Origin of the sequence: Streptomyces sp. NPDC057743 (assembly GCF_042798755.1) — a bacterium.
GTDB lineage: Bacteria > Actinomycetota > Actinomycetes > Streptomycetales > Streptomycetaceae > Streptomyces.
Genome location: NZ_JBHVJX010000001.1, coordinates 25,150 through 47,430, shown reverse-complemented (window position 1 = coordinate 47,430; position 22,281 = coordinate 25,150). Strand labels below are relative to the sequence as shown.

The 22,281-nt window shown below is 74.1% G+C and carries 20 protein-coding genes; 7 read left to right on the top strand and 13 right to left on the bottom strand.

The window, feature by feature from the left end:
• Nucleotides 1-16: 16 nt before the first annotated feature.
• Together ACFVFQ_RS00215 and ACFVFQ_RS00210 are read left to right on the top strand one after the other, a co-directional pair.
• Nucleotides 17-892 (top strand): geranyl diphosphate 2-C-methyltransferase, encoded by an 876-nt coding sequence (locus tag ACFVFQ_RS00215; protein ID WP_383405916.1) that lies wholly within the window; start codon nucleotides 17-19, stop codon nucleotides 890-892.
• 108 nt (nucleotides 893-1,000) lie between these two features.
• Entirely contained in the window at nucleotides 1,001-2,212 is a 1,212-nt protein-coding gene (locus ACFVFQ_RS00210) for a glycosyltransferase (RefSeq protein ID WP_383405913.1), read from the top strand.
• 34 nt (nucleotides 2,213-2,246) lie between these two features.
• Here ACFVFQ_RS00210 and ACFVFQ_RS00205 read toward each other — a convergent pair whose 3' ends face one another.
• From ACFVFQ_RS00205 to ACFVFQ_RS00175, 7 genes are read right to left on the bottom strand one after another with little or no spacing between them, the layout of a single operon-like run.
• Nucleotides 2,247-2,837 carry a sulfotransferase family protein gene (locus ACFVFQ_RS00205; protein WP_383405910.1) on the bottom strand — a complete coding sequence of 197 codons (591 nt, stop codon included), beginning with the start codon at nucleotides 2,835-2,837 and terminating at the stop codon, nucleotides 2,247-2,249.
• Entirely contained in the window at nucleotides 2,834-3,808 is a 975-nt protein-coding gene (locus tag ACFVFQ_RS00200) for an NAD-dependent epimerase/dehydratase family protein (protein WP_383405907.1), read from the bottom strand. The genes ACFVFQ_RS00205 and ACFVFQ_RS00200 overlap by 4 nt, the downstream gene beginning before the upstream one ends.
• Complete coding sequence (locus tag ACFVFQ_RS00195) at nucleotides 3,805-4,791, bottom strand: UDP-glucuronic acid decarboxylase family protein (RefSeq protein ID WP_383405904.1); 987 nt, start codon at nucleotides 4,789-4,791, stop codon at nucleotides 3,805-3,807. The genes ACFVFQ_RS00200 and ACFVFQ_RS00195 overlap by 4 nt, the downstream gene beginning before the upstream one ends.
• Nucleotides 4,788-5,651 carry a sulfotransferase family protein gene (locus ACFVFQ_RS00190; protein ID WP_383405901.1) on the bottom strand — a complete coding sequence of 288 codons (864 nt, stop codon included), beginning with the start codon at nucleotides 5,649-5,651 and terminating at the stop codon, nucleotides 4,788-4,790. Before ACFVFQ_RS00190 ends, ACFVFQ_RS00195 begins: the two co-directional genes overlap by 4 nt.
• Complete coding sequence (locus ACFVFQ_RS00185) at nucleotides 5,648-6,925, bottom strand: hypothetical protein (protein WP_383405898.1); 1,278 nt, start codon at nucleotides 6,923-6,925, stop codon at nucleotides 5,648-5,650. The genes ACFVFQ_RS00190 and ACFVFQ_RS00185 overlap by 4 nt, the downstream gene beginning before the upstream one ends.
• Before the next feature lie 12 nt (nucleotides 6,926-6,937).
• The gene (locus ACFVFQ_RS00180; RefSeq protein WP_383405894.1) at nucleotides 6,938-8,548 is read right to left on the bottom strand and encodes a hypothetical protein; all 1,611 of its coding nucleotides are present in this window, start codon (nucleotides 8,546-8,548) and stop codon (nucleotides 6,938-6,940) included.
• A 9-nt stretch (nucleotides 8,549-8,557) separates the two neighbouring features.
• Nucleotides 8,558-9,427 (bottom strand): glycosyltransferase family 2 protein, encoded by an 870-nt coding sequence (locus ACFVFQ_RS00175; RefSeq protein ID WP_383405891.1) that lies wholly within the window; start codon nucleotides 9,425-9,427, stop codon nucleotides 8,558-8,560.
• Nucleotides 9,428-10,200: 773 nt separating this feature from the next.
• Here ACFVFQ_RS00175 and ACFVFQ_RS00170 point away from each other — a divergent pair.
• From ACFVFQ_RS00170 to ACFVFQ_RS00160, 3 genes are all read left to right on the top strand, one after another.
• The gene (locus tag ACFVFQ_RS00170; RefSeq protein ID WP_383405887.1) at nucleotides 10,201-12,135 is read left to right on the top strand and encodes an ABC transporter ATP-binding protein; all 1,935 of its coding nucleotides are present in this window, start codon (nucleotides 10,201-10,203) and stop codon (nucleotides 12,133-12,135) included.
• Nucleotides 12,136-12,161: 26 nt separating this feature from the next.
• A complete protein-coding gene (locus ACFVFQ_RS00165; RefSeq protein ID WP_383405884.1) occupies nucleotides 12,162-13,817 on the top strand; it encodes a hypothetical protein in 1,656 nt (551 codons plus the stop codon).
• Nucleotides 13,818-13,957: 140 nt separating this feature from the next.
• Nucleotides 13,958-14,635 carry a DUF5701 family protein gene (locus ACFVFQ_RS00160; protein WP_383405881.1) on the top strand — a complete coding sequence of 226 codons (678 nt, stop codon included), beginning with the start codon at nucleotides 13,958-13,960 and terminating at the stop codon, nucleotides 14,633-14,635.
• 60 nt (nucleotides 14,636-14,695) lie between these two features.
• Here ACFVFQ_RS00160 and ACFVFQ_RS00155 read toward each other — a convergent pair whose 3' ends face one another.
• Both ACFVFQ_RS00155 and ACFVFQ_RS00150 read right to left on the bottom strand, forming a co-directional pair.
• The gene (locus tag ACFVFQ_RS00155) at nucleotides 14,696-15,403 is read right to left on the bottom strand and encodes a VC0807 family protein (RefSeq protein ID WP_383405878.1); all 708 of its coding nucleotides are present in this window, start codon (nucleotides 15,401-15,403) and stop codon (nucleotides 14,696-14,698) included.
• Nucleotides 15,400-16,047, bottom strand: coding sequence for a TetR/AcrR family transcriptional regulator (locus tag ACFVFQ_RS00150; RefSeq protein ID WP_383405875.1), 648 nt, complete (start codon nucleotides 16,045-16,047; stop codon nucleotides 15,400-15,402). The genes ACFVFQ_RS00155 and ACFVFQ_RS00150 overlap by 4 nt, the downstream gene beginning before the upstream one ends.
• Nucleotides 16,048-16,255: 208 nt before the next feature.
• Between ACFVFQ_RS00150 and ACFVFQ_RS00145 the strand changes: the two genes are divergently transcribed.
• Nucleotides 16,256-17,680: an amidase gene (locus tag ACFVFQ_RS00145; protein ID WP_383405872.1), complete on the top strand. Its 1,425-nt coding sequence runs from the start codon at nucleotides 16,256-16,258 to the stop codon at nucleotides 17,678-17,680.
• On the opposite strand, the gene ACFVFQ_RS00140 is transcribed toward ACFVFQ_RS00145, so the two are convergent.
• The 3 genes from ACFVFQ_RS00140 to ACFVFQ_RS00130 all read right to left on the bottom strand — a co-directional run bounded on the left by ACFVFQ_RS00140 (nucleotide 17,643) and on the right by ACFVFQ_RS00130 (nucleotide 20,529).
• A complete protein-coding gene (locus ACFVFQ_RS00140) occupies nucleotides 17,643-18,257 on the bottom strand; it encodes a carbonic anhydrase (protein ID WP_383405868.1) in 615 nt (204 codons plus the stop codon). The two genes, ACFVFQ_RS00145 and ACFVFQ_RS00140, sit on opposite strands and share 38 nt — an antisense overlap.
• Nucleotides 18,258-18,329: 72 nt before the next feature.
• A complete protein-coding gene (locus tag ACFVFQ_RS00135) occupies nucleotides 18,330-19,712 on the bottom strand; it encodes a sensor histidine kinase (RefSeq protein WP_383406975.1) in 1,383 nt (460 codons plus the stop codon).
• 139 nt (nucleotides 19,713-19,851) lie between these two features.
• Nucleotides 19,852-20,529, bottom strand: a complete 678-nt coding sequence (locus ACFVFQ_RS00130; RefSeq protein ID WP_383405864.1) for a response regulator — start codon at nucleotides 20,527-20,529, stop codon at nucleotides 19,852-19,854.
• A gap of 140 nt (nucleotides 20,530-20,669) precedes the next feature.
• Here ACFVFQ_RS00130 and ACFVFQ_RS00125 point away from each other — a divergent pair, with 140 nt between their 5' ends.
• Nucleotides 20,670-21,140 carry a PepSY domain-containing protein gene (locus tag ACFVFQ_RS00125; RefSeq protein WP_383405861.1) on the top strand — a complete coding sequence of 157 codons (471 nt, stop codon included), beginning with the start codon at nucleotides 20,670-20,672 and terminating at the stop codon, nucleotides 21,138-21,140.
• A 119-nt stretch (nucleotides 21,141-21,259) separates the two neighbouring features.
• On the opposite strand, the gene ACFVFQ_RS00120 is transcribed toward ACFVFQ_RS00125, so the two are convergent.
• Nucleotides 21,260-21,973 carry a maleylpyruvate isomerase N-terminal domain-containing protein gene (locus ACFVFQ_RS00120; RefSeq protein WP_383405858.1) on the bottom strand — a complete coding sequence of 238 codons (714 nt, stop codon included), beginning with the start codon at nucleotides 21,971-21,973 and terminating at the stop codon, nucleotides 21,260-21,262.
• Nucleotides 21,974-22,281: the final 308 nt, after the last annotated feature.

Genomic DNA, 22,281 nt, shown 5'->3' with positions numbered 1-22,281 from the left:
CCGCAAGGAGTCAGCCTTGACCATCGCCCACGCCGACACCGCCCGTACGCCGGTGCCGACCCAGTCCACGTACCAGTCCCGGGTCGCGGACTACTGGAACGCCGAGGAGAACCCGGTCAACCTCGAACTGGGGAAGATCGACGACCTGTACCACCACCACTACGGCATCGGGGACGCCGACCGGTCGGTACTGGACGAGCCGGACCTCGCCCTGCGCCGCGAGCGGATCACCGGCGAGCTGCACCGACTGGAGCACACCCAGGCCGAGTTGCTCGCCTCGCACCTCGGTGACCTCTCGCCCACCGACCGGGTCTTCGACGCCGGTTGTGGCCGCGGCGGCGGCAGCGTCACCGCGCACCTGCGCTACGGCTGCCACGCCGACGGGGTCACCATCTCCGCCAAGCAGGCCGAGTTCGCCAATGCGCAGGCCCGCAAGCGCGGGATCGACGACAAGGTGCGCTACCACCACCGCAACATGCTCGACACCGGCTTCGACTCCGGCGCGTTCGCGGCGTCGTGGAACAACGAGTCGACCATGTACGTCGAGCTGGACCTGCTCTTCGCGGAGCACGCCCGGCTGCTGCGGCGCGGGGGCCGGTACGTCACGATCACCGGCTGCTACAACGACGCCTACGGGCGCGCCTCCCGCGAGGTGTCGTTGATCAACGCCCATTACATCTGCGACATCCACCCCCGCTCGGAGTACTTCCGGGCGATGGCCAACAACCGGCTCGTCCCGGTGCACGTCGAGGACCTCACCCAGTCGGCGCTGCCGTACTGGGAACTGCGCCGGGAGGCGGACCACTTGGTCACCGGCATCGAGGACACCTTCCTCAACGCCTACCGCAACGGCAGCTTCCAGTACCTGCTGATCGTCGCCGACCGGGTGTGAGGCGCCGGGGCCGCGTCGTCCCCGGCGCGGCCCCCGCCCGAGGGGCGTAGGGTCCACCGGGGCCGGGGCCGGGGCGTGAGGCGCTGGCGGGTGGAGGAGAATCGCGGCATGCGGGTGTTGATCGTGACCATCGGATCGCGGGGCGATGTCGCGCCGTTCACGGGGCTGGGGCAGTGTCTGCGGGAGGCCGGGCACGAGGTCGTGCTGGCCGCCCATCCGCCGTTCGCCGGGCTCGTCGGCGAAAGCGGGCTGGAGCACCGGCCGTTGCCGGGGGACCCACAGGAGTTGATCCTCGCCAGGGACCGGGCCGGGTCGCCCGAGGAGGCCCGGGCGGTGACCAAGGCGTTCCTGGACGGGTTCGCCGACGGGGTGGCGACGGCCGTGGCGGACGGCGCGGACCTGGTGCTCACCCCGTACGGTGCCGCGCCGTTGAGTCTGACGGCCGGCGCGGCGTTCGGCGTCCCGGTCATCGGCAGCTACCTCGTACCGGCGTTCGCCACCGGGGAGTTCCCGCCGCCGGGGTCGCCGCGCGCCGACGACCTGGGGGCGGCGGGCAATCTGGCCGCGGGCCGGGCGGCGCTCGGGCGCGCGCAGGAGCTCTACGCGGGCGCCGTGGCCCGCATGCGGACCCGCCTCGGGATGCCCGCCGACGCCCCACCGCCCCAACTGTCCGACCTCCGGCCGGTGTTCCACGGCGTCAGCCCGCTGGTGGTGCCGCGCCCCGCCGACTGGCCCGAGCGGGTCGAGATGACCGGCTACTGGTGGCCCGTCCGACCGCGCGGTTGGCGGCCACCGGCCGAGCTCGTCGACTTCCTTCAGGCGGGCCGGCCACCGGTGTTCATCGGGTTCGGCAGCATGGCGCCGGGCCAGGGGGAACGGCTCAGTGCGCTGGTGGCCTCGGCGGTGCGGCGGGCCCGGGTGCGGGCGGTGGTGCAGGCGGGCTGGGCCGGGATGAGCGGCGGGGGCGATCAGATCCTGGCCATCGGTGACGTGCCGCACGACTGGCTGTTCCCGCGCACCGCCGCGGTGGTGCATCACGCCGGCGCGGGCACCACCGCGGCCGGGCTGCGGGCCGGGGTGCCCGCCGTCCCGGTCCCGGTCATGGCCGACCAGCCGTTCTGGGCCGCCCGGTTGCACCGGTTGGGGGTCGCTCCCCGCCCCCTGCGGTTTCGGGAACTGACCGCCGAGGCACTCGGCGCGGCGATCGCGGCCTGCCTGGGCGACGAGAACCACCGCCGCCGCGCGGCCCAACTCGCCCGGGGGCTCGCGGCGGAGGACGGCGCCGCGGCGGTGCTCGCCGGAATCGAGTCGGCGCTGTAGGGGCGTTGCTGGCGAAAAGCCCCCGCCACCAGTGTCACCCCACGTGCGGGAAGGGGCCCGGAGGCGTCGGGACGCCGAGGAAGGGGGCGAGGCGTTCGTAGCCCTCTCCCGCGCAGGGGCGTAGGAGCAGCAGGTCGTCGTCGCGACCGGCGAAGTAGCGGCGCACGGCGTCCACATGGTGGCGGTGCACGGTCCGGAAGCGGTCCTCGTGGAAGTCGTAGCCGCCGTAGACGGCCGCCCGCAGGAAACGCTTGACCTCCAGTTTGATGCGGGCCTTCTCGGTGGTGGGGGTGGTGTCGACGGGGTGTCGCGCCCAGTGTGTGCGGCAGGAGCGCAGCCAGTCGTCCTCGTCGCGGAGGGTGAGGACGAAGCGGCTGCCGGGCCACAGTCGGTCCAGTTGGGGGTAGTACGGCACCACGGTGATGTCGGCCAGGCCGGCGCAGTGGTCGAGGTGGGGGAAGCGCGCGTCGCCGCGGTGCAGGGTGTCGAGGGCGGCGCGGTCGCTGGGGTAGTGCAGGACGTGGTGGCCGAGGGTGCGCAGGGCCTCGGCCACCGAGCGGGTGCCGGTGCGGGAGAGGCCCAGGCAGAAGACCTTGCGGCGCGGCGGGGCGGCGTCGGGCGTCACCGGTGGCCGCCGAGCTGGTGGCTGCGCAGCCAGTCGAGTTGCCGGGCGAGTCCGTCGGCGAGGGCCGTCTTCGGCCGCCAGTTCAGCCGCGAGCGGGCCCGGCCGGTGTCGGCCCAGGTGCCGGGGACGTCGCCGGGCTGGTCCGGGACGGTCCGGGTGGGCACCGGCCGGCCGGTCAGTGCGGCGATGGTGGCGAGCACCTCGGCGACCGAAGCGCTGTGGCCGCCGGCGACGTTGAGGACCTCGGCGGTGCCGGGCGCGGCCGCGGCCCGCAGCGTCGCCCGCACCACGTCGCCGACGTAGGTGAAGTCGCGGCGCTGGTTGCCGTCGCCGTAGACCAGCAGCTTCTCGCCGCCCGCCGCGGCCCGCAGCGCGCGCTGGATGAGCATGTCGGGCCGCTGGCGGGGGCCGTAGACGGTGAAGTAGCGCAGCGCCACGACCGTGGTGCGGGGCTGTGGCAACGTGCCGTAGGCGAGGGCGAGTTGTTCGGCGGCGAGTTTGGTGACGCCGTACGGCGAGGCGGGGTGGGTGGGGGCGTCCTCGGTGACGGGGCGGTCGCCGACCGGTCCGTAGACGCTGGAGGACGAGGCCACCACCAGGCGGGGGACGCCGAGTTGGTGGCAGGCGGCGGCGATCCGGTGGGTGGCGAGGATGTTGCCGGCCACATAGTCGGGGAAGCGGGTGCCCCAGGAGGCCCGGACGCCGGGGATGCCGGCGAGGTGGAAGACGACGTCGGCGGCGTCGAGCAGCGGGGCGAGCGGGCAGTCGAGGAGGTCGGCGCGGGCCAGGGTGAATCCGGGCCGGTCCAGGCAGCCGGCCAGGTTGGTGGCGGCGTCGGCGTCGGTCTCGGGGGATCGTCGGTCCACGCCGGTGACGCGGGTACCGCGGTCCAGCAGGGCCTGGGCGAGGTGTGAGGCGATGAAGCCGGCGACGCCGGTGACCAGGGCGGTGCGCGGCAACGGCACGGTCATCGGGCCCCCTTGTGGTCGCCGGCGGGCTGCGGGGCGGGGTGGTCGAGGTGGCGCCGGAACCAGTCGATGGTGCGTCGCAGGCCCCGGTCGAGCTCGACCGTCGGCTCCCAGCGCAGCACGGTGCGGGCGAGGGTGATGTCCGGGCAGCGGACCCGGGGGTCGTCGATCGGGCGGGGCACCAGGGTGACCGTGGAGGGCGAGCCGGTCAGTGCGATGATGCGCCGGGCCAGGTCGACGATGGGTAGTTCGTGCGGGTTGCCCAGGTTCATCGGCCCAGGGTGGTCGGAGCCGAGCAGCCGGAACACCCCCTCGATCAGGTCGTCGACGTAGCACATGGAGCGGGTCTGTCGGCCGTCCCCGGCGACGGTCAACGGCTCACCGCGGAGCGCCTGTTGCACGAAGGCGGGGACGGCGCGGCCGTCGTCCGGGCGCATCCGGGGCCCGAAGGTGTTGAACAGCCGCGCCACGGCGGTGTCGACGCCGTACCGCTGCCGGTAGGCGACGGTCAGCGCCTCGGCGAACCGCTTGGCCTCGTCGTAGACGCCGCGCGGTCCGACCTGGTTGACGTGCCCCCAGTAGCTCTCGGGCTGCGGGTTGACGAGGGGGTCGCCGTACACCTCCGAGGTGGAGGCCAGCACGAACCGCGCCCGGTGCTCCCGGGCCAACTCCAGGGCGTGCAGCGTGCCGAGGGAGCCGACCTTGAGCGTCTCGACGGGCAGTCGGCCGTAGTCGGCGGGCGCGGCGGGCGAGGCGAGGTGCAGCACCGCGTCGACCTCGCCGGCGACCGGGACGCCGGTCGTGGCGTCGGCTTGGGCGAACTCGAAGGGGCCGAGCCGCGGGAGGTGGGCGACGTTGTCGGCCCGGCCGGTCGAGAGGTTGTCCAGGCACACCACCGCGAACCCCTCGGTCAGCAGCCGTTCGCACAGGTGGGAGCCGAGGAATCCGGCACCGCCGGTGACCACCGCCCGTCGTCTGCGCCTCATCGTCGGCCTCCTGTACGCCGTCGTGGCCGCGCCGCGTGCCGGCACAGTGTCCCTTCGGTCCCGGGGGCCTCGGGCGGCAGTTCCGGGGGCCGGAACCGCTCGGTGGGGCCCTCGTGGCGGAGCAGCGCCGCGTACAGGGCACGCTGGCCGGGGGTGGGCGGCGCCTCGTCGGGCGGTGTGGTCTCGTGGTGCAGCGCCGGGTCGACGAACGCACGGAGTTCTTCCGGCAGTTCGGGGCGCCAGGTGATCCGGGCGCCGAGCGGGGCGAGGAAGCCCTCGGCCGTCCGCGCCCACTTCACCGGGTCGGCCAGCAGCGTCTCGTACCGGGTGACCAGCACGGGCCGGCCGGCCGCCGCCGCGAGGGCGTGCCGCAGGTACCGCTCCCACATGCACAACGCCACCTTCCACGGGGTGCCGTCCCGTCGCCGGAGCGATGCGGCCACCTCCAGCGGGTCCCGGACGCACAGCACCAGGGCGAGGGGCAGGTCGTGCAGGGCGGCCAGCCAGAAGGGCAGGGTGAGGCTGGTGCGGGGGTCCTTCCACACCCACTGGGGGGTGGGGTGGAGGCGTTCGAGGAGGCGGCGGGCGCGTTCCGGCGGCAGGTCGGGGAGGTGCGGGCCTCCGGCCCAGGCGTCGAGCGGGGGCGGGCACCAGGAGCTGCGGCCAAGGGCGTTGAGGAGGGCGTTGTTGAACTGGACCAGCGAGCGGCTCTCCCAGTGGCCGCGCTGGTTGCCCAGCCCCGCCGGGGTCAGGTCGGAGGGCACGCAGGTGGGCACGCCGAGCAGGTTCACCGCGCGGGTCACCGCCGAGGTGCCGCTGCGGTGCATGCCGAGGACGAGGACGCCCAGCCGCTGGGTCATGACGGGTCCTCCCTGGTCGGTCGGCCGCCGCGGTGCGGGAACGGCCGGGCGGGCGCCGGTACGCCGAGGAACGCGGCGAGTTCGGGGTAGCCCTGACCGCGGGCGAGGTCCAGTACCAGCAGGTCGTCGGGGCGGTCGGCGAAGTACGCCGCGGTGCGCCGCACATGGTCGGGGCGCTCCGGCGCCCGCACGGTCAGCACGAATCTGCTGCCGGGCCAGGTCCGGTCCAGCTCCTGCACGCGGGCGGCGGCGCTCGCGCCGGTCAGCCCGTCGTAGTGGGGCAGCGCCGGGATGTCGGCGAGCGGGCGGGGGGTGGCGTGCGGATCGTGCAGCGCGCTGAAGCCCAGCGCGTGCAGGGCGCGGTTGAGCGACCGGGTGCCGGTGCCGGGCAGGCCGACGCCGAAGACCCTGAACGGGGCGGTGGGCGGGGCGAGTTTGACGGGGTCGGCGGCGAGCGCGGCGGTCACGTCCGCGAGGTCGGCCTCGCCGTCGCGTTCGGTCAGGCCGAGCGCCGCCACCTCGCCCGGGGCGATCAGCGGCAGGCGGCGGAGGTAGCGGGCGATCTCGTCCGCCCCGGCGCCCTCGCCGATCGTCGTCGCCGCGTGCCGCACCGCGTGCCGGACGACGGTGAACTCCGGTCCCGGGCCCCATCGGGCCAGGGATTCGGCGAGCAGCTGTCTGCGGTCGCCCTCGCGGCTGCGCAGCTGGCACAGGGCGTACTTCACGAACAGGTCGCGATAGCGCTGGAAGTGGTCGTGCAGGATGTGGAAGTCCTTGTACTGCCAGTCCAGTCCGAGGTCCCGCAGGACCGCGCCGACCAGATAGCCCTCGGGCCACAGCGTCACCCCCCGGGCGTCGGACGGCGGTTGGCGGGCGGCCATCGCCCGGACCACGTCGATCCGGCTGATCCGGGCACCGCCGTGGATGCGCCCGCGGAACCGGTCGTGCCCGTAGGCGTCGACGCACGGCAGGTCGTTGGCGTCCAGGAAGGGCCGGAGGTCTTCGAGGATCAGGCAGTCGGCGTCCACGAAGACCACGTGCGAGCAGGAGTGGTCCAGCTCGTCGAGCATCCGGCGGACGGCACGGGCGAACGGCTTGACGTTACGGACGACATGGGCGCGCTGCGGCCTCACGTGCCGGAGCGCGAGGTCGAGCGCGAGGGCGCTGGTGCGCTCCCCCACGGTCCGGAAGACCAGTTCCACGGGGCGGGAGCCGGGCGGGGCCCAGGTGCCGGGGAGGGTGGTGATCTGCTCTTCCTGAACGGCCTGATGCATGGTGTGCGGTCCTCACGGCTCCGGGTGCACGACGACGCCGAGCTGGTCGGCGAGCGGAACGCAGATCTCGGCGATGGCCTTGCGGTCGTGGGCGTTCAGCACCCCGCGGTCGCGGACGGGCGCGCGCCGCGGTGGGTCGGCGGGCGGGCGCCCGGCGTCCAGCCCCGCCAGGACCGGGGCGAGCGCGGCCCGCGGAGCGGTCAGCAGCTGCTCGTGGTCGACCAGCACGGTGTTCGTGGGCCGCTTGAGGAGGTAACGGGCCCACCAGGCCCACCGCAGCGCCAGGCGTTCGGCCCGGTCGGGGGCGGCGTCGATGCGGTGCAGTGCCGCCCGTTCCGCCTCCGGTAGCAGGGGATTGGGCGGTGGGGGGCGTTCGGCGGTGCGCTTCCAGTCGGCGATGGTGTCGTACGGATCGCGGACGCAGAGCGCGACCCGGGTGTGCGGGAGCACCGCGCGGACCGCGTCGGCGCGGGCGAGGACGGCGCCGTCGCGGTTGGCCACGGCGAACAGGAAGTCGGGGGACGCGGGCCGGAAGTCGGTACGACCGTCGGCGATGTACCCCCTGTTCTCCCGTAGGAACACCGGGATGCCCCAGGGTCGTTGGTGCTCCGACAGCGAGGTGTGGACCGCCGGCGGGTCGGTCAGCGCGACGGCGTCGTCGTAGCCGTTGAGCAGCTCGGCGAGCGTGCCCGCGCCGGCGCCCGGGATGCCGGAGATCAGCAAGTCCGGTACCGGTGCCGGCCGTTCGCTCCGGGCGCCGGTGACGAACGGCGCCCACGCGGGGTGCGCCCGCAGCACCCGGGCGACCTCCGGGTGGCGCGCCGCGCAGTCGGCGACGACGCCGCGCAGCACCGGGTCGATGCGGATCACCCGCGGGCGGTGGTAGTGGCACAGCAGCGGCGGCGCGCCCTCGGGCAACGTCCGTACGTGGGCCGGGTAGTTGAGCCGTTCGGTGGCCGGCTCGACGGTGAAGCCGCCCTTGTGGACCGCGACGGCGAAGGCCGGCTGGTCGTCCCAGCGGTGGGCGGCGAACGGCAGTCCTTCGGTGGCGGCGAGGGCGCGTGCGCAGCCCTCCCAGACGTCGGCCAGTTCGCGCGGGCGGCGGGTGATCACCATGCCGGAGTTGAAGAACGGCGGGCCGTGGTGCCCGGAGACGGTGCTGGCGATCCGGTGCGACGGGACGTCGGCGTCGCAGGCGGCATAGGTGCGCGCCCAGTCGGCGGGGTCCCGGGTGTAAGTCTGGAAGTCGGCGGGTTTGGCCACCACATCGGCGGTCGAGCGGAGCAACGGGTCGTCCAGCAGCGGTCCGAGGACCAGGATGTCGCTGTCCAGCAGCGCCAGTCGGTCCGCGGCCACCGGGACGCGCAGCGCCCCGATCTTGTTGGTGAGCGGCCGGTCCCGGCCGAACGGGACCTCGACGGGGGCCACGTCGATGCCGAAGCGGGCGAACGCGGCGAGGGTGTGCTCGGCCGGCGCGCCCCAGGTGGCCTCCGGCTGCGGCACGGCGACGACGGCGGGGACGTTTGGCGCGTACCGGCGGAGCGAGGCGGCCAGGAGGACCGCCTGTGGTTCCAGCGGGCCCGCGTGGCAGACGAAGGTGAACGCCAGGGGTGTGGTCGCCATGGGCACTCCCTAAGGTGTCGGGGATCCCTTGCTGTTGGTCAGGATGGGGCCGGTCACCGTGCCGTTGGCCTTCTGGAGCAGTTGGCGCAGGATCCGGAAGAGCACCACGTCGAACCACTGGACGACGGCGAGCAGCGGCAGCAGGCGCTTCCCCGCCGCCGGCAGACCGGGATCCGCGCGCAGCCGGCGGCGGACCCGACATCGGCGGGACCAGACGGAGAAGAGCGAACGCTGCCGGGAACTGCGCGAGTCGGGCGTGGCGAGGTAGCTGCGCCCGGGGTGGTGGGTCAGCACGATCCGCCCGCGGAAGGCCAGTGCGCTGGTGAGCGCCCAGTCCTCGCCGCCGTCGTCGGTGTCGTCGTAGCCACCGACCTCGCGGACGACGGCGGTGCGCATCAGCACGCTGCCCAGGCCGGGGTAGAGCGGGCGGACCGTGTGACAGAGGGCGAACAACCGGGGCCGTGGGGCGAGTCGGTAGGCCCAGCGGGGCGGGAAGGGATAGCGCTTGCCGGTCAGCGGGTGGTGCATGGCGGTGGCCGCGGCCACCGTGTCGTCGGCCCGGCCCATCGCCTGGTGGAGGTCGTGCAGGGTGCCGGGCGGCATGACGTCGTCGGAGTCCCAGAAGACGACATAGGGCGTGGTGACCGCGCGCAGGCCGAAGTTGCGCGAGGCGCCGAGGGTGAGCCGGTGCGGCGCGCTGACCTGGCGGGTGTCGGGGAACGGTGGCAGCGGGACGGTGGAGGCGTTGTCGACAAGGATGATGTCGACGGGCCAGCCCTGATCCTGGATGCTGCGGACGGCGGTGTCCAACCGGGCGTCCACGTAGGCGTCCCACACCGGAATGACCACGCTGGTGTCCACGCTGGTGTCGCTCCCCACGGCCACTCTCCTCAACTCTCGCCCCTCGTCCCTCATCTCCCGCCTCCCGTCCGCGCGTTCATCCGGCGGCCGGTCGGCGGTCGGGCGCGCGGGGGCCGCGGCACGACGCGCCAAGGGTGTTCGTCATCGACGCGCAGGCTCCTGAGAAGGTGGTGGCGGACGACCCGCGACTCGGCGCCCCATGCCCCCGCGCATGCGATCAGGCGACTCCCGGAGAAAGGAAACGACCATGGTCGGCGGCCTCACACAAAGGCATCAACAGCGGTAATCTCGCGCGCCGTTCAATTGGCGGCGCAATCACCTGGAGAGCGAAGATCTCCGGATGTGGTGATCGGTGGTTACGTAACTGCGCACGTGCGGAGGCCAGATGAGCGGCGCGCTCGTCATGGCTTTCCTGCCGTCCACCTCGGAAGACGGTAGCGGTACCGAGTTGCCGTCGGCCAGCGTATCCACCCCCGGGAAAAGGCGAAAGGGGGCCCTTTCCGGCCAGTTGAGCGGCGCGGGACTTCCCGTGGACATTCCGGAAGCGGCCCGTACTCTGGGGTTCGAGATCCCGTTCTGTACGGTAATTCGCGGCGGCCGGATCAAGGGCGCGTCATGGATTCCCGCTGCGCTCAGGCGTTCCCCGCGCGCCCCGCTGGTGGTACGCGCGCCGTCGCCGGGTCTTCCCCCGTCGCCGGTGTTTGACGCCGACTCCGTTAGCTCGAAGGGGGGTTGCTCCTCCCACGTCGTGTCGTTTCTCCGCCTTGGTGGTTGATCCGTACGGAGGAACCATGAACACGCCACGATCCCACGGCATCCCGCCGCACCCGGAATCCCGGGACGACACTCCCCGGGCGCTGTCGACGGTGCTGGACGCCGATCTGGCGGCGACCTTCGCGACGGACGTCGCCACCGAGGCCGCCGGCCTGCGCACCTGGCAGATAGTGCGGCGGCTGCCCCGGCTGCTGCGGCGGATCGCCGCGCTGTGCTGGGCCGCGCACCCACGGGCGACCGCCGGCGTGCTGCTGGCCGAGGCGGGCGCCGGCTGTGCCACCGCGCTCGGGCTGCTCGCCACCCGCGGCATCCTGTCCCACCTCTTCGCCGAGGCCCCCACCCCGGACCGGGTCCACGGCGCGTTGCCCGCCCTGCTGGCCGTGGCGCTCTGGTACACGGTGCGCGGCGCCCTGGTGTCCGCGGCGGCGCACTTCCGTGCGGTGCTGGTCCCCGCCGTGCAGCGCTTTCTGGAGGAGCGGCTGTGCCGGAGCGCGGTGGAGGTCGAGTTGGCGGCCTTCGAGGACGCCGGCTGGCACGATCTGCTGAACCGGGTCAAGGACCGCGGGATGCGCTTCGTGCCGGCCGCCGCCGAGCAGTTCTGCGCCTGGGTGGGCTCGGCGGTGACGCTGCTGGGCGCGGCGGCGGTGCTCGGCGCCCTGGATCCGCTGCTGCTGCCGCTGCTCACGCTGTCGCTCCTGCCGCAGGCGTGGGGCATGTTGAGCGCGGCCCGGCTGGAGTACGCCAACGGTCTGGCGGTGTGGCTGCTGCGCCGCCGGCTGCGGATGTCCACCGAGCCGCTCACCGACCCCGACTTCGCCGCCGAGATCCGGGCCTGCACCGCGCGCGAGGCCCTGCTGGCCGAGTACCGGCGGCTCGCCGCGACCGTCGAGCGCGAGGAGGCCCGGGTGGGGCTGGCGCAGGCCCGCCGCTCCGCCGTCGGCCGCGCGCTCGGCGGTATCGGCACCGCCGCCTCCTACACCGCCCTCGGCGGCCTCCTGGCCACCGGTGCGCTGCCGCTCTCCTTGGCCGGCGCGGCGGTGCTGGCGACCAAGTCGGCCCAGGCCGCGCTGATCGGCGTCATCGAGGGCACCCGGGAGCTGTTCACACTCGGCCTGCACGTCGAGGAGTTCACCGCCTTCCTCCGCGACTCCGACGGCCGCAGCTATCTCCGCCCGGGGCTGCCCTGTCCGCCCGCGTTCGCCGAGATCCAGGTCCGCGACCTCACCTTCGCCTACCCCGGGACGAGCACGCCGGCCCTGCGGGAGGTGTCGTTCACCATCCGTCGCGGCGAGGTCGTCGCCCTGGTCGGGGAGAACGGGTCCGGCAAGAGCACGCTGGCGAAGCTGCTGGCCGGCCTGTACCGGCCGACGCAGGGCACGATCTGCTGGGACGGCCAGGACATCGCCGGCTTCGCCCCACAGTCCCTGCACGAACGCGTCGCCTTCGTCATGCAGAGCCCGGCCCGCTGGCCGAGCACCGCCCGGGACAACATCACCATCGGCCGGCACGACCGCACCGACCCGGCCCATGAGCTCTCCACGCAGGCCGCCATCACGGCGGGCGCGGACCGGGCCATCGCGTCGCTGTCGGACGGCTACCGGACCCTGCTGTCGAAGAAGTTCGCCCAGGGTTGCGAGCTGTCGGGCGGTGAGTGGCAGCGCATCGCGGTCGCCCGCGGGTACTTCCGCGACGCCCCGCTGCTCTTCTTCGACGAGCCCACCTCCGCGATGGACGCCCGCGCGGAGGCCCGGGTGATCGACCAGATCCGCCGGCTCGCCGACGACCGCACCGTGTTGATCATCACCCACCGGCTCGCCAACGCCCGGCACTGCGACCGGATTCTGGTCCTGCACCGCGGCCGCCTGGTCGAACAGGGCACCCACGACGAGCTCCTGACCTTCAATCAAAGGTACGCAGCAGCCTACGAGTTGCAGCGCTCCGCGCACAGTTGAACGCCGCCGCGACCCACGGAGAAGCGATGATCCCCGCGCACGGCCTCCCCCGCATCGCCGTCCAGTGCGCGGCGACGCTCGCGCTCTACCGCTGCCTGCTCGCGCCCGCGGCCCGCTGGTGCGCCGGGCGCCTGGGCGCGGGCGTCTTCCCGGCAAAGGCGCTGAACGGCACCCACCCCGAACGCCCCGCGCGCCCCGCGGACGTCCTGTGGGTCTGCCTGCTGCTCGCCCCGCTCACCGCCCTCGCGTGCGGCTACGCCCACACCCCCGCCGGCGGCGTCGCGCTGCTGCCGCCGGCCGCCCTGGCGATCCTCCTCTGGAAGCACCTCACGGCCGACTACGACGCGGCCCGCGAGCTGGGGTGGCAGCGGGCGGACCGGATCGCGGGCGGCCTGCTGGGCGTTGCCGCGCTCGTCTGGCCGGCGCTGTCGTACGCGGCCGTGATCGCGCTCTGCGGCCGGCTGGGCGGTTGGACGCACCACTCCAAGGCGTGCGTGCGCGTCGTCAAGGTGGCCTTCGGCTGGTCGCTGGTCGGCGCCGGGTACGACGCGCTGGCCGGCCCGCAACCGACGGACGACACGGCCGGGTTGCTGATGCTGCTCGGCCTGGTGCATCTGTCGCACTACGTGGTGCCCGCGCGGACCAAGGTCCGATTGGGCCCGCGGCCCTGGTCCTGGGTCACCCGCAACCGCACCGAGATGCTGATCGCCGCGGCCTACGCCCGCGGCTGGGCCCGCCTCCTGCCCGAACCGACCGCGGCCCGCCTCATCGGCGCGCTGGCGCCCTTCACCGTCGGGCTCAACGCCGCCACCCTCGTCGTCGAGGGCATGGGCCTGGTGGCCTACGCCCACCGCTGGCTGCTGCTGGCGGCCGTCGTCGGCGCGGTGCTGTTCAACCTCACCGTCGCGCTGACCTCGGGGCTGCTGTTCTGGGAGCACATCGCCCTCGGCGCGCTGCTGGCCGTGCTGATCGTCCGGGCCCCGGCGCCCGTGCGGGCCGAGCTGTGCGGGCCCGGGCCGTGGCTGCTCAGCGTCGCGGTGCTGGCCCTGGTGCTGTGCGGGGTGGCCTGGCGGCCGACCGAACTGGGCTGGTGGGACACGCCGTTCACCGCCCGGGTGTACTGGTGCGCCCGGACCCGGCTCGGCCACACCGTCGGCCTCTACAACGACTTCATGCGCCCCTTCGACCGGGAGTACGGCAGGTCCGTCGGCAACCCGTTGGCGACCGAGCCGCTGGTCACCTTCGCCATGGGGGGCGTCCGCGACCCCGGGCTGCGCGATCGCCTGCTCGCCCTGGGCCCCGACGCCGAGGCCCTGCACCGCCTCAAGTCCCGCTACGGTACGCGGCGTTGGGACCCGGACTACCAGGCCCGGCACGGCCAGTACCTGACCCGCCTGGTCGCCCGGATCAACGCCGGCGTGGCCAAGAGCCCCCTGCCGCGGGCGCTGCGCTGGCTCCGGGCGCCGGGCAGCCACTACTACTACTGGGGCGACCTGCCCGGCTACCGACCGCACCACGGCCCCCTCACCGCCGTCCAGGTGCGCTATCGGGAGGTCTACTTCCACGCCGCATCCGGCACCTTCGTCCGCCTGCGCGACGAGGCGCTGCTCGACCTCCCCATCCCGCCGGCCGACGGCGCACCACCCGCCGGCCTGGACCGCCCCGAGCCCGAAGGCCGTTGAAGCAGACGTCTGTTCCGCGCCCCAGGCACCCGCTCCCCGCTCCCTCACGAGAGATCTCGGAGCCACGGGAACATCGGGAACATTCCGGCCGGCGGCCACGTTGGCCCAGGGCCCGACCACCTCACGACCCCGGGAGAACCGTGCCCCACACCGCATCCGTCGCCACCTTCTCCCCCGCCCTTCCCGCCCTCGACGCCCAGGCCGAGCGGCTGATCGAGCTGGGGGTACACGAGAGCGCCGGGCTGGTGGCCGCCGAGGTCCACGCGTTCGCCGCGACCGCCGCCGCCCAGGTGGGCGACGGGGGCGCGCTGCTCGCCGTCCACCCGGACCGCGCCCCCGCCTCCGCCCTCGCGCCGCTGCTCCGCCACGGCGGCAAGCCCGGCTTCGTCGTCGTCGACATGCCCGACGTCGACCACTTCGCCCCGCTCGACACCCTCCCCCTGCCCGACGCCCCGCTCTACCTCCTCACCGACCCCGACCGCGGCGACCACCTGGCCAACTGGAGCCCGAACGAGGCGCTGCCCGCGCTCACCGCCAACGCCCGCACCCCGCTGCTGCTCACCGAGGGCATCCACTGGGTCCTCCAGCAGCCCACCGTCCTTGAGCGCAACCACTGCTTCATGACCATCGGCTCCCGACTCCCCAAGCCCAACGGCACCCTGGACGCCCGCACCCCGGCCCTCTGGATCAGCAACGGCACCGGACGGGACGGCCGCGAGCGCCGCAACGCCCCCAAGGTCGGCTGGTGTTGGGCGGGCAACCGCCACACCTGGCTGGGCTTCGCCTCCGCGACGGGCCGAAGGACCCAGGAGGCGTAACGGGGGGCATCGCGTAGCGGGGAGTCGCGGCGGAACCCGGCGGTGTCCGCTGCGGCTCCCCTACAACTTCAGCCCGTTTCGGGTGAGGTACCAGTTGTGGAAGGTGAGCAGCCCGCCGAGCAGCGCCAGCCACAGCACGGTGCTCACGAGCGGGAAGGAGTCCACCGGGATCGTGTAGGCCAGCGCCACCCGCAGCACCGCGTCGAGCAGGAAGACCGCGCCCCACACCGCCGTGACCAGCCGCAGGTGGTGACGGAACGTCGGCTCCGCGTCCCAGCGCGCCTCCCATGCGACCAGCCCGGCCTCGCCGACCTTGGCGATCACGATGCCGCGCGAGGCGGTCATGATGAACGGGCGCCGGGTGAGCAGCGTGCCCAGCACCCAGCACCCGATCGCGGCGGTCAGCCAGCTGTCCCGGACCATCAACACCCGTGGGCTGCCGGTGATCGACGAGAGCAGGGCGCCGACCACCACCAGGCAGAGCGCGAACACCGCCATCGCCTCCACGCGCCGCTGCCGCACGATGCCGTAGCCGATCCACGGCAGCGTCAGCAGGCCGCCGGCGACCATCGAGAGCCACTGGCCGGCGCCGAGCGCGCGCAGCCCGTAGTAGGAGCCGAGCGGGACGACGAGCTCGAAGAGCAGCTGCGCGGCGAGCCGTCGGCGCAGCCTGGCCGTGCGGTGTAAGGCGGCCGCCGCGGCGTCCGGATCGGTCCCTGGTGCCGGGCCGGGGCCCGTGGCGGGTGAGTGCGCATCCGTTGCGGTCATGGCGTCCTCCGGGTGGCGCGGTCGAAGAGGTCCGCCAACTCCCGGCCGGCGGCCCGGACATCGAGCTCGGGATCGCGGGTGGCGCGGCGCACCACGTCGTCGATGGCGGCGCGGATCGCCCGGATCATCACCCACGGGTCGAAGTCGCGGAACTCGCCGGCGCGCTGCGCCTTGCGGAGCTGCTCGACCTGAAGGGCGAGGAGCGACTCCGCGTGGTCGAGGAAGGCGACCACGCCGGGGTCGTCGCCGCGCAGGTGGGTCAGGACCTCGACCATCGCGGCGAGGTGGTGGGGGTACTCGGCGAGCAGGTCGAGGTTGCCCTCGATGGAGGCGCGCAGGCGATCCGCATACGCCTCGTGCGCCTCGATGCGGGGGCGGATGTACGCCTCGCCGAGCCGCATCACCTCGGTGACGACCTCGCGCATCAGGTCGTCCCGCCCGTCGAAGTGGTAGGAGATCATCCCGGTGCTGCTCAGCCCGGCCCGCCTCGCGATCTTTGCGAACGAGGCGCCGTGGTAACCGACTTCGGCGATCACCTCGATCGCCGCGGCGACGATCTGGGCCCGGCGACCGGTCTCCGTGAAGGACGGCTTGGGCTTGCTCCCGGCATCGTTTTGCTTATCCGCGCTATTTCTTGCTTGCATGAGCAAGACAGTAGAGCGGTTTGCTCACCCGAGCAAGAGGGTGCGCGGCGCGACGGTCCCCACTCCCGCCCGGTGCGCACCCCAACACGACGTTGCCGAGCGCGCCGCAACCGACGCGTATCCAGCGGAAGTTGGTTTGATGGCGGAGTACGGGACGACACGTGCCGGGGTCAGATCGCTCCCGGTGCGCCAGGGTGGGGAGGGATCCGTGGACGAGGACGCGCTCTGCTGGCTCGACGGGACCGGGTTGGCGGGGTTGATCCGCGCCAGGCGGGTGTCCGCGGCGGATGTGATGCGGGCCCACCTGGAACGCATCGCGGCGATCGACCCGAAGGTCACGGCGATGGTGACGGTGCTCGCCGAGCGCGGGCTCGCGGCGGCCCGCGCCGCGGACGCGGCGGTGGCGGCGGGCCAGTCGGTGGGCCCGCTGCACGGCGTGCCGTTCACCGTCAAGGATTCGCTGGATGTGGCGGGCGCGGTGACCACCCGCGGCTCGCTGCTCTTCCGGGACCGGGTGCCCGTCGCGGACGCGACCGCGGTGGCCCGACTGCGGCGCGCCGGCGGCATCGTGCTCGGCAAGACGAACCTGCCGGAGTTCTCCTACTGGACCGAGACCGACAACCTGCTGGTCGGCAGGTCGCGCAACCCGTGGGACGGCGAGCGGACCCCGGGCGGGTCCAGCGGCGGCGAATCGGCCGCGATCGCCGCCGGGTTGTCACCGTTGGGGCTCGGCAGCGACGTGGCCATCTCGGTGCGCGGCCCGGCCCACGACACCGGCATCGTCGCGCTGAAGGCCACCCGGGGACGGATTCCGCTCACCGGGCACTGGCCCGAAGTGCCGCACCGCTTCTGGCACGTCGGCCCGATGGCCCGCAGCGTGCGGGACATCGCCACCGCACTGCGGATACTCGCCGGGCCCGACGGCGTCGACGGTCAGGTGCGGCACTCCCCTCCCCTGGACGACCGGTCCCCGGGCCAACGGCCGCGCGACCTGGCCGGGTTGCGGGTGGGCTGGGCCTGCGAGCCCGCGTTCGGCCCGGTGGACGGTGCGGTGGCCGACACCGTCGCGGCCGCCGCCGACGCGCTGCGCGAGCTGGGCTGCACGGTCGAGGCCGCCGCTCCGGACGGGCTGGCGGAGATCGACGCGACCGAGCTGAGCACGGTGCTGTTCACCGCCGAGGTGGTGCCGTACTTCCGGCGGGCGGCCGCCGGCCGCGAGCACGAACTGCACCGGGTCATCCAACGGGCCCTCGACGCGCCCGACATCGCACTGGCCGACTACCTCGCCGCCCAACGGCAGGTCGAGGCGCTCGACGCCCTGTTCGCCGGCTACTTCGAACGGTACGACGCCCTGCTCTGCCCGGTGTGCCCGGTCCCCGCGCCCCCGCACGCCCGCGCCACCCTCCGCATCGGCGAGGCCACCGTCCCGGCGCGCGGCATCATGCGGGCGACCGTGCCGTTCAACCTCACCGGTCTCCCGGCCCTCTCGCTGCCGTTCGGCACCACCCCCGACGGCCTGCCCATCGGCGTCCAACTCGTCTCCCGCTGGTACGCCGAGGCCACCGTCCTGCGCCTGGGCGCCGCCCTGGAAGCCGTCAGCCCGGTCCGCAACCGCCACCCCGAGCTGACGTGAGCCGGGCCTGGGCGAACTGGGCCGCCGCGGCGTCGAGCGGGCGGAAGGCGCGGGCGGTGGCGTCCCAGGTGCGCAGCTCGGCGGTGCGGTCGTCGTAGTGCCAGGCGTGCAGGCGGAGTCGGCGGGTGGCGAGGCGGCGGGTGACGCAGGGGTAGGTGCGCAGGTGGTGGAGCTGGGTGAGCAGGTGCCGCTCTTCCGGGGTACGGCCGCCGGTGACGGTGGGGCGGGCGTCGGGGTCGGGCTGGTGGGCGGCGCGGGTGAACCAGTTGCGGGCCAGCGGGAGTTCGGGCGGTGCCGGGTCGGCCCGGAGGGCGCTCAGGGCCGCGCAGTCGGTGTGGCCGCACAGGATGACGTCGGGCACCCGGAGGGCGCCGAGGGCGAATTCGAGGGTGGCGGCGATCGGGCACTGGGCGTCGGGGCGGTATCGGGGGACGACATGGGCCGCGGTGCGGAGTTCGTGGAGCTCGCCGGGGGCGGTGCCGGTGAGGAGGGTCGGCACGACGCGGGAGTCGGAGCAGGTGAGGAACAGCGCCCGGGGAGCGGGGCGGGCGGCCGCGTGCTGCACGGAAAAGGGCATGACTGCACTCCAGTGGGGTGGGGGTGAGGGGGTGGCTCGTCGGGTCCCCTAGGGGACAAGAAACAGTGCGGGTCAGGGAGTTGGCGTCGCGCCGGGCAGGGTGACCGTGAAGCGCGCGCCGCCGCGCTCCGCCTCACCGACCTCGATATGGCCGCCGTGCCGCAGGACGACATCGCGGACGATCGCCAGGCCCAGGCCGGCGCCGCCCTCGTCGCGGGTGCGGGCGTCGTCGAGGCGGATGAAGCGGGTGAAGATGCGCTCGCGGTCGTCGGGCGGGACGCCGGGGCCGTCGTCGGTGACCTCCAGGGCGACGGTGCCGGCCGCGCCGAGCCGGACCGCGACACGGACCGTGGAGTGGGCGTGGCGCTGGGCGTTGTCGAGCACATTGCCGAGCACGCGGGCGAGTTGGGTCCGGCTGGCGTCGACCGGTGCGGCCGCGTCGGGCAGGGTCACGGCGATCGGCAGCCGGTCGCCGATCCGGTGCGCCAGCTCGTCCCGGACGAGTTCGGCCAGGTCCAACCGCTCGGTGCGGGGCCGTTCGCCGGCGTCCAGGCGGGCCAGCAGCAGCAGGTCGGAGGCGACGCGTTCCAGGCGGACGGTGTCCTCGATCAGGCCGTCCAGCTCCAGCAGTTCCGGGTGGGCGCGGGCGACCTCCAGTTGGGTGCGGAGGCTGGCGATCGGGCTGCGCAGCTCGTGGGAGGCGTCGGCGACGAACTGCCGCTGTCGCTCCACCGAGGTCTCCAGGGCGGCGAGGGTGGCGTTGGTGGTCCGGGCGAGGCGGGCGACCTCGTCGCGCGAGGCGGGTTGGGGGACCCGGCGGGAGAGGTCGCCGCCCATGATCTCGGCGAGTTCGGCCCGGATGCCCTCAACGGGGCGCAGCGCGCGGCGGGTTACCAACCACGTCACCAGCGCCACCACCAACAGCAGCGCCGGCAGCCCGAGCAGCATGGCGTCGCGCACCCCGCCCACCGCCTGCCGTTCGGTGTCGAGGGAGGAGCCGGCGTAGACGGTGACGGTCCGGCCCTCCGGGGTGGTGGCGCGCAGCCCGGCCACCCGGAACTCCTGGCCGGGGTGGTCGTGGTGCAGCCGCAAAGTGACCGTGCGGAACCCCGCGTGGCCGGCGACGGACCCGCGGGCCGGGGCGTCGTCCTCGTCATCGTCGTGGTCGTCGCCGGACCTGCCCTCGGGGTGCGGGGCGCGGGCGAAGTCGGCCATGGGCGGGGCGTGGTGGAGGTCGTCGTCGGCGGAGAGCACCTTGCGGTCGGCGTCGACCACCTGCACCGGTCGGTCGTCCTCGTCGGGCAGGTCGAGGTGGTCGACGGGCGTGCCGACCGCGACCTGGGTGGCGACCTCGCGGGCGGCCACCTCCGCCTGGAGGCCCGCGCTGTTGACGAGGTTGCGCTGGAGCACGGCGAGCAGGACGACGCCGGCGGCGACCAGGGCGAGCGCCACCACGAGTGTGGACGCCAGGGTCGTGCGGGCCCGGACCGAACCCCACCAGCGGGGCGGGCGTGCGTCGGCCGGCGGGGCGGCGGGGTGGTCCGTCGCGGAACCGGCCGGCTCCGCGGTGTCGGCCGCCGGCTCCGCCGTGCGCTCAGCCACGGTCGGCCGCCAGCCGGTAACCGGCGCCGCGCACCGTGGTGATCGAGCGCCGGCCGAACGGCGCGTCGATCTTCCGCCGCAGCGCGCTGATGTAGACCTCGATGATGTTCGGGTCGCCGTCGTACGCGAAGTCCCAGACGTGCTCCAGTATTTCCGCCTTGGAGACCACATGGCCGGAGCGCGACGCCAGGTACTCCAGGACCGCGAACTCCTTGGCGGTGAGGGTGATTTCGGCCTCGCCGCGGGTGCAGCAGTGGCGGTTCGGGTCCAGGGCGAGGTCGCCGATCCGGATCACCGGGCTGCCGCCGCGGGTCCGGCGGCGCAGCAACGCGCGGACGCGGGCCAGCAGGACCACGTAGGAGAACGGCTTGGTGAGGTAGTCGTCGGCGCCGGTGTCCAGGCCCTCCGCCTCGTCGTACTCGCCGTCCTTGGCGGTCAGCATCAGGATCGGCGTCTCGTCACCGGCCGCCCGCAGCGCCGCGCAGAGGCGGTAGCCGTTCATCCCGGGCAGCATGATGTCCAGGATGAGCAGGTCGTAGCCCTGGTTGGTGGCCAGGTGCAGCCCCTCGCGGCCGTCGTGTGCCACGTCCACGGCGAAGCCCTCGGCGGCCAACCCCTTGGCCAGGGTGGTGGCGAGGCGCCTCTCGTCCTCCACGATCAACAAGCGCATGCCGTCAGCCTGCCAGACGCTTCCTGAAGCGGTCTTCAGGAACCTTCAGGCCCGCTTCAGGCTCCGGACGGCACGGTGGTGGACGTTCCGGCCCCACCGCCCGGCCGGCCCCAACCGGCCGCCGTACTCAGGAGGTTCCCATGGCTCCCACCCGCTTCCACCGCGCGCTCACCGGCCGCCGCCGCTGGCTCGCGGCCGGCGCCGCCGTGGCCGTGCTCGCCGCGGGCGGCACCGCGGTCGCGGTCGCCGCCACCGACGGCGCGACCGCCCCCACCACCCAGAACGCGTCCGACACGGCGGCCAGTTCGGCGACCGGCAACACCGCCGACACCCCGGCCGGCACCGGCTCCGATACGGCATCCACCGCCCCGGACGACGGCCAGCAGCGGGCCGTCGACGTCGCGCGCCGCACCGTACCGGGCGCCCGCGTCGTCTCGGTGGAGCCGGACCACGAGCACGGCGTCCGCGTCTGGGAGGTGGAGCTCCGCACCGCCAACGGCTTCGAGCACGAAGTGGACGTCAGCCGCGCCAACGGCACGGTGGTCAGCCACTCCATCGACCACGACGACGACCACGACCACGGCCCTGACGCCCGGCACGACGACGACTGACGGCGCAACGGAGACCACCACCGGGACAACGGCTGCATGACGACCGAACGGCGGCCGGAATGACCGCCCGGCCGGCGCACCATGGGCGCGGTGCGCCGGCCGGGCCCCGCCCCGCGCGCTCAGCCGAGGAGCGGGAAGCGGGCCAAGTCCGGGCCCAGGACGCGGCGTTCGGCGTCCGTCAGCGGTGCCCGGCCGGTGGCGGCCCGCGCGTAGTGCGCATCGTCCCAGTCCACCGGCACCGGCCGGCCGAGCAGACCGTCGAGCGTGGTCCGCACCGCCGCGAGGCCGGCAGCGGCCGGCCCCGGCGCGTCCGGCAGCGCGACGACGAGGTCGAGGTGGTGGATCGCCGCCTCGACCGCCAGGGTGGCGAGCATGTCGCGGGTGGTCAGCACATGCCCCTGGGTGCCGACCCGTCGCTCCGGGTCGGCCTCCGTCGCCGCCACCACGACGGCCGCGGCCGTCTCCACATAGCTCTCCCGCAGCGGGCCGAAGTCCGGGAACATGCTCGCGCCGACCCGGGCCCACCGCCGCTCGTGCGCAGCTCCGGCACGGTCCGGCCGCCAGTCCCGCCAGTACGTCACCGCGTCCCGGTCCGGCGGCCCGTCGGCCGGGGTGTGCAGCGCCACCAAGCCGCGCTGCACATCGCTCAGGCAGTGGAACACCAGGTCCCGCACCGCCCACCCGGCGCACCCCGTGGGCAGCCACGACTCCTCGTCCCCCAACCCGGCCACCACCCCCGCCAGCCCCTCGCACGCGGCCCGCAGCGTCACCACCGGATCTTCGCCGCTGGCTTCCCGCGCCTCTTCCCTCGTCAACGAAGCGTCGTCCTTCATGCCGCCACAGGCTAGGGCCCGTCCGATGGGTCACGGCCGGGGCTGCGACGCCTGGCACGGCCTACCCGACCCTGACCCATCGGACAGACCCTAGGGCCGCCGGTCGATCACCGACAGGGGCGGCGGGCGGCCGTTCGGCGCGGGCTCCGGAGCCAACCTCGGTCGCCCCGTTCAGAGTTGGCGGAAGACCGCGATCGAGGCCCGTCGGCGGCGATCGTCTCGCCTGGACGGGCCACACCCTCCGTGTGTTAAGAAAGCGTCAAGAGCGTCAAGAAGGGCGCCGGAAGAACACACCGAGGGGTGGAGAA

Coding starts and splice junctions, on each gene's coding strand:
- ACFVFQ_RS00210 (WP_383405913.1), top strand. CDS start 1,001: ATGCGGGTGTTGATCGTGACCATCGGATCGCGGGGCGATGTCGCGCCG.
- ACFVFQ_RS00200 (WP_383405907.1), bottom strand. CDS start 3,808: ATGACCGTGCCGTTGCCGCGCACCGCCCTGGTCACCGGCGTCGCCGGC.
- ACFVFQ_RS00195 (WP_383405904.1), bottom strand. CDS start 4,791: ATGAGGCGCAGACGACGGGCGGTGGTCACCGGCGGTGCCGGATTCCTC.
- ACFVFQ_RS00190 (WP_383405901.1), bottom strand. CDS start 5,651: ATGACCCAGCGGCTGGGCGTCCTCGTCCTCGGCATGCACCGCAGCGGC.
- ACFVFQ_RS00185 (WP_383405898.1), bottom strand. CDS start 6,925: ATGCATCAGGCCGTTCAGGAAGAGCAGATCACCACCCTCCCCGGCACC.
- ACFVFQ_RS00180 (WP_383405894.1), bottom strand. CDS start 8,548: ATGGCGACCACACCCCTGGCGTTCACCTTCGTCTGCCACGCGGGCCCG.
- ACFVFQ_RS00170 (WP_383405887.1), top strand. CDS start 10,201: ATGAACACGCCACGATCCCACGGCATCCCGCCGCACCCGGAATCCCGG.
- ACFVFQ_RS00165 (WP_383405884.1), top strand. CDS start 12,162: ATGATCCCCGCGCACGGCCTCCCCCGCATCGCCGTCCAGTGCGCGGCG.
- ACFVFQ_RS00155 (WP_383405878.1), bottom strand. CDS start 15,403: ATGACCGCAACGGATGCGCACTCACCCGCCACGGGCCCCGGCCCGGCA.
- ACFVFQ_RS00150 (WP_383405875.1), bottom strand. CDS start 16,047: ATGCAAGCAAGAAATAGCGCGGATAAGCAAAACGATGCCGGGAGCAAG.
- ACFVFQ_RS00140 (WP_383405868.1), bottom strand. CDS start 18,257: ATGCCCTTTTCCGTGCAGCACGCGGCCGCCCGCCCCGCTCCCCGGGCG.
- ACFVFQ_RS00130 (WP_383405864.1), bottom strand. CDS start 20,529: ATGCGCTTGTTGATCGTGGAGGACGAGAGGCGCCTCGCCACCACCCTG.
- ACFVFQ_RS00125 (WP_383405861.1), top strand. CDS start 20,670: ATGGCTCCCACCCGCTTCCACCGCGCGCTCACCGGCCGCCGCCGCTGG.
- ACFVFQ_RS00120 (WP_383405858.1), bottom strand. CDS start 21,973: ATGAAGGACGACGCTTCGTTGACGAGGGAAGAGGCGCGGGAAGCCAGC.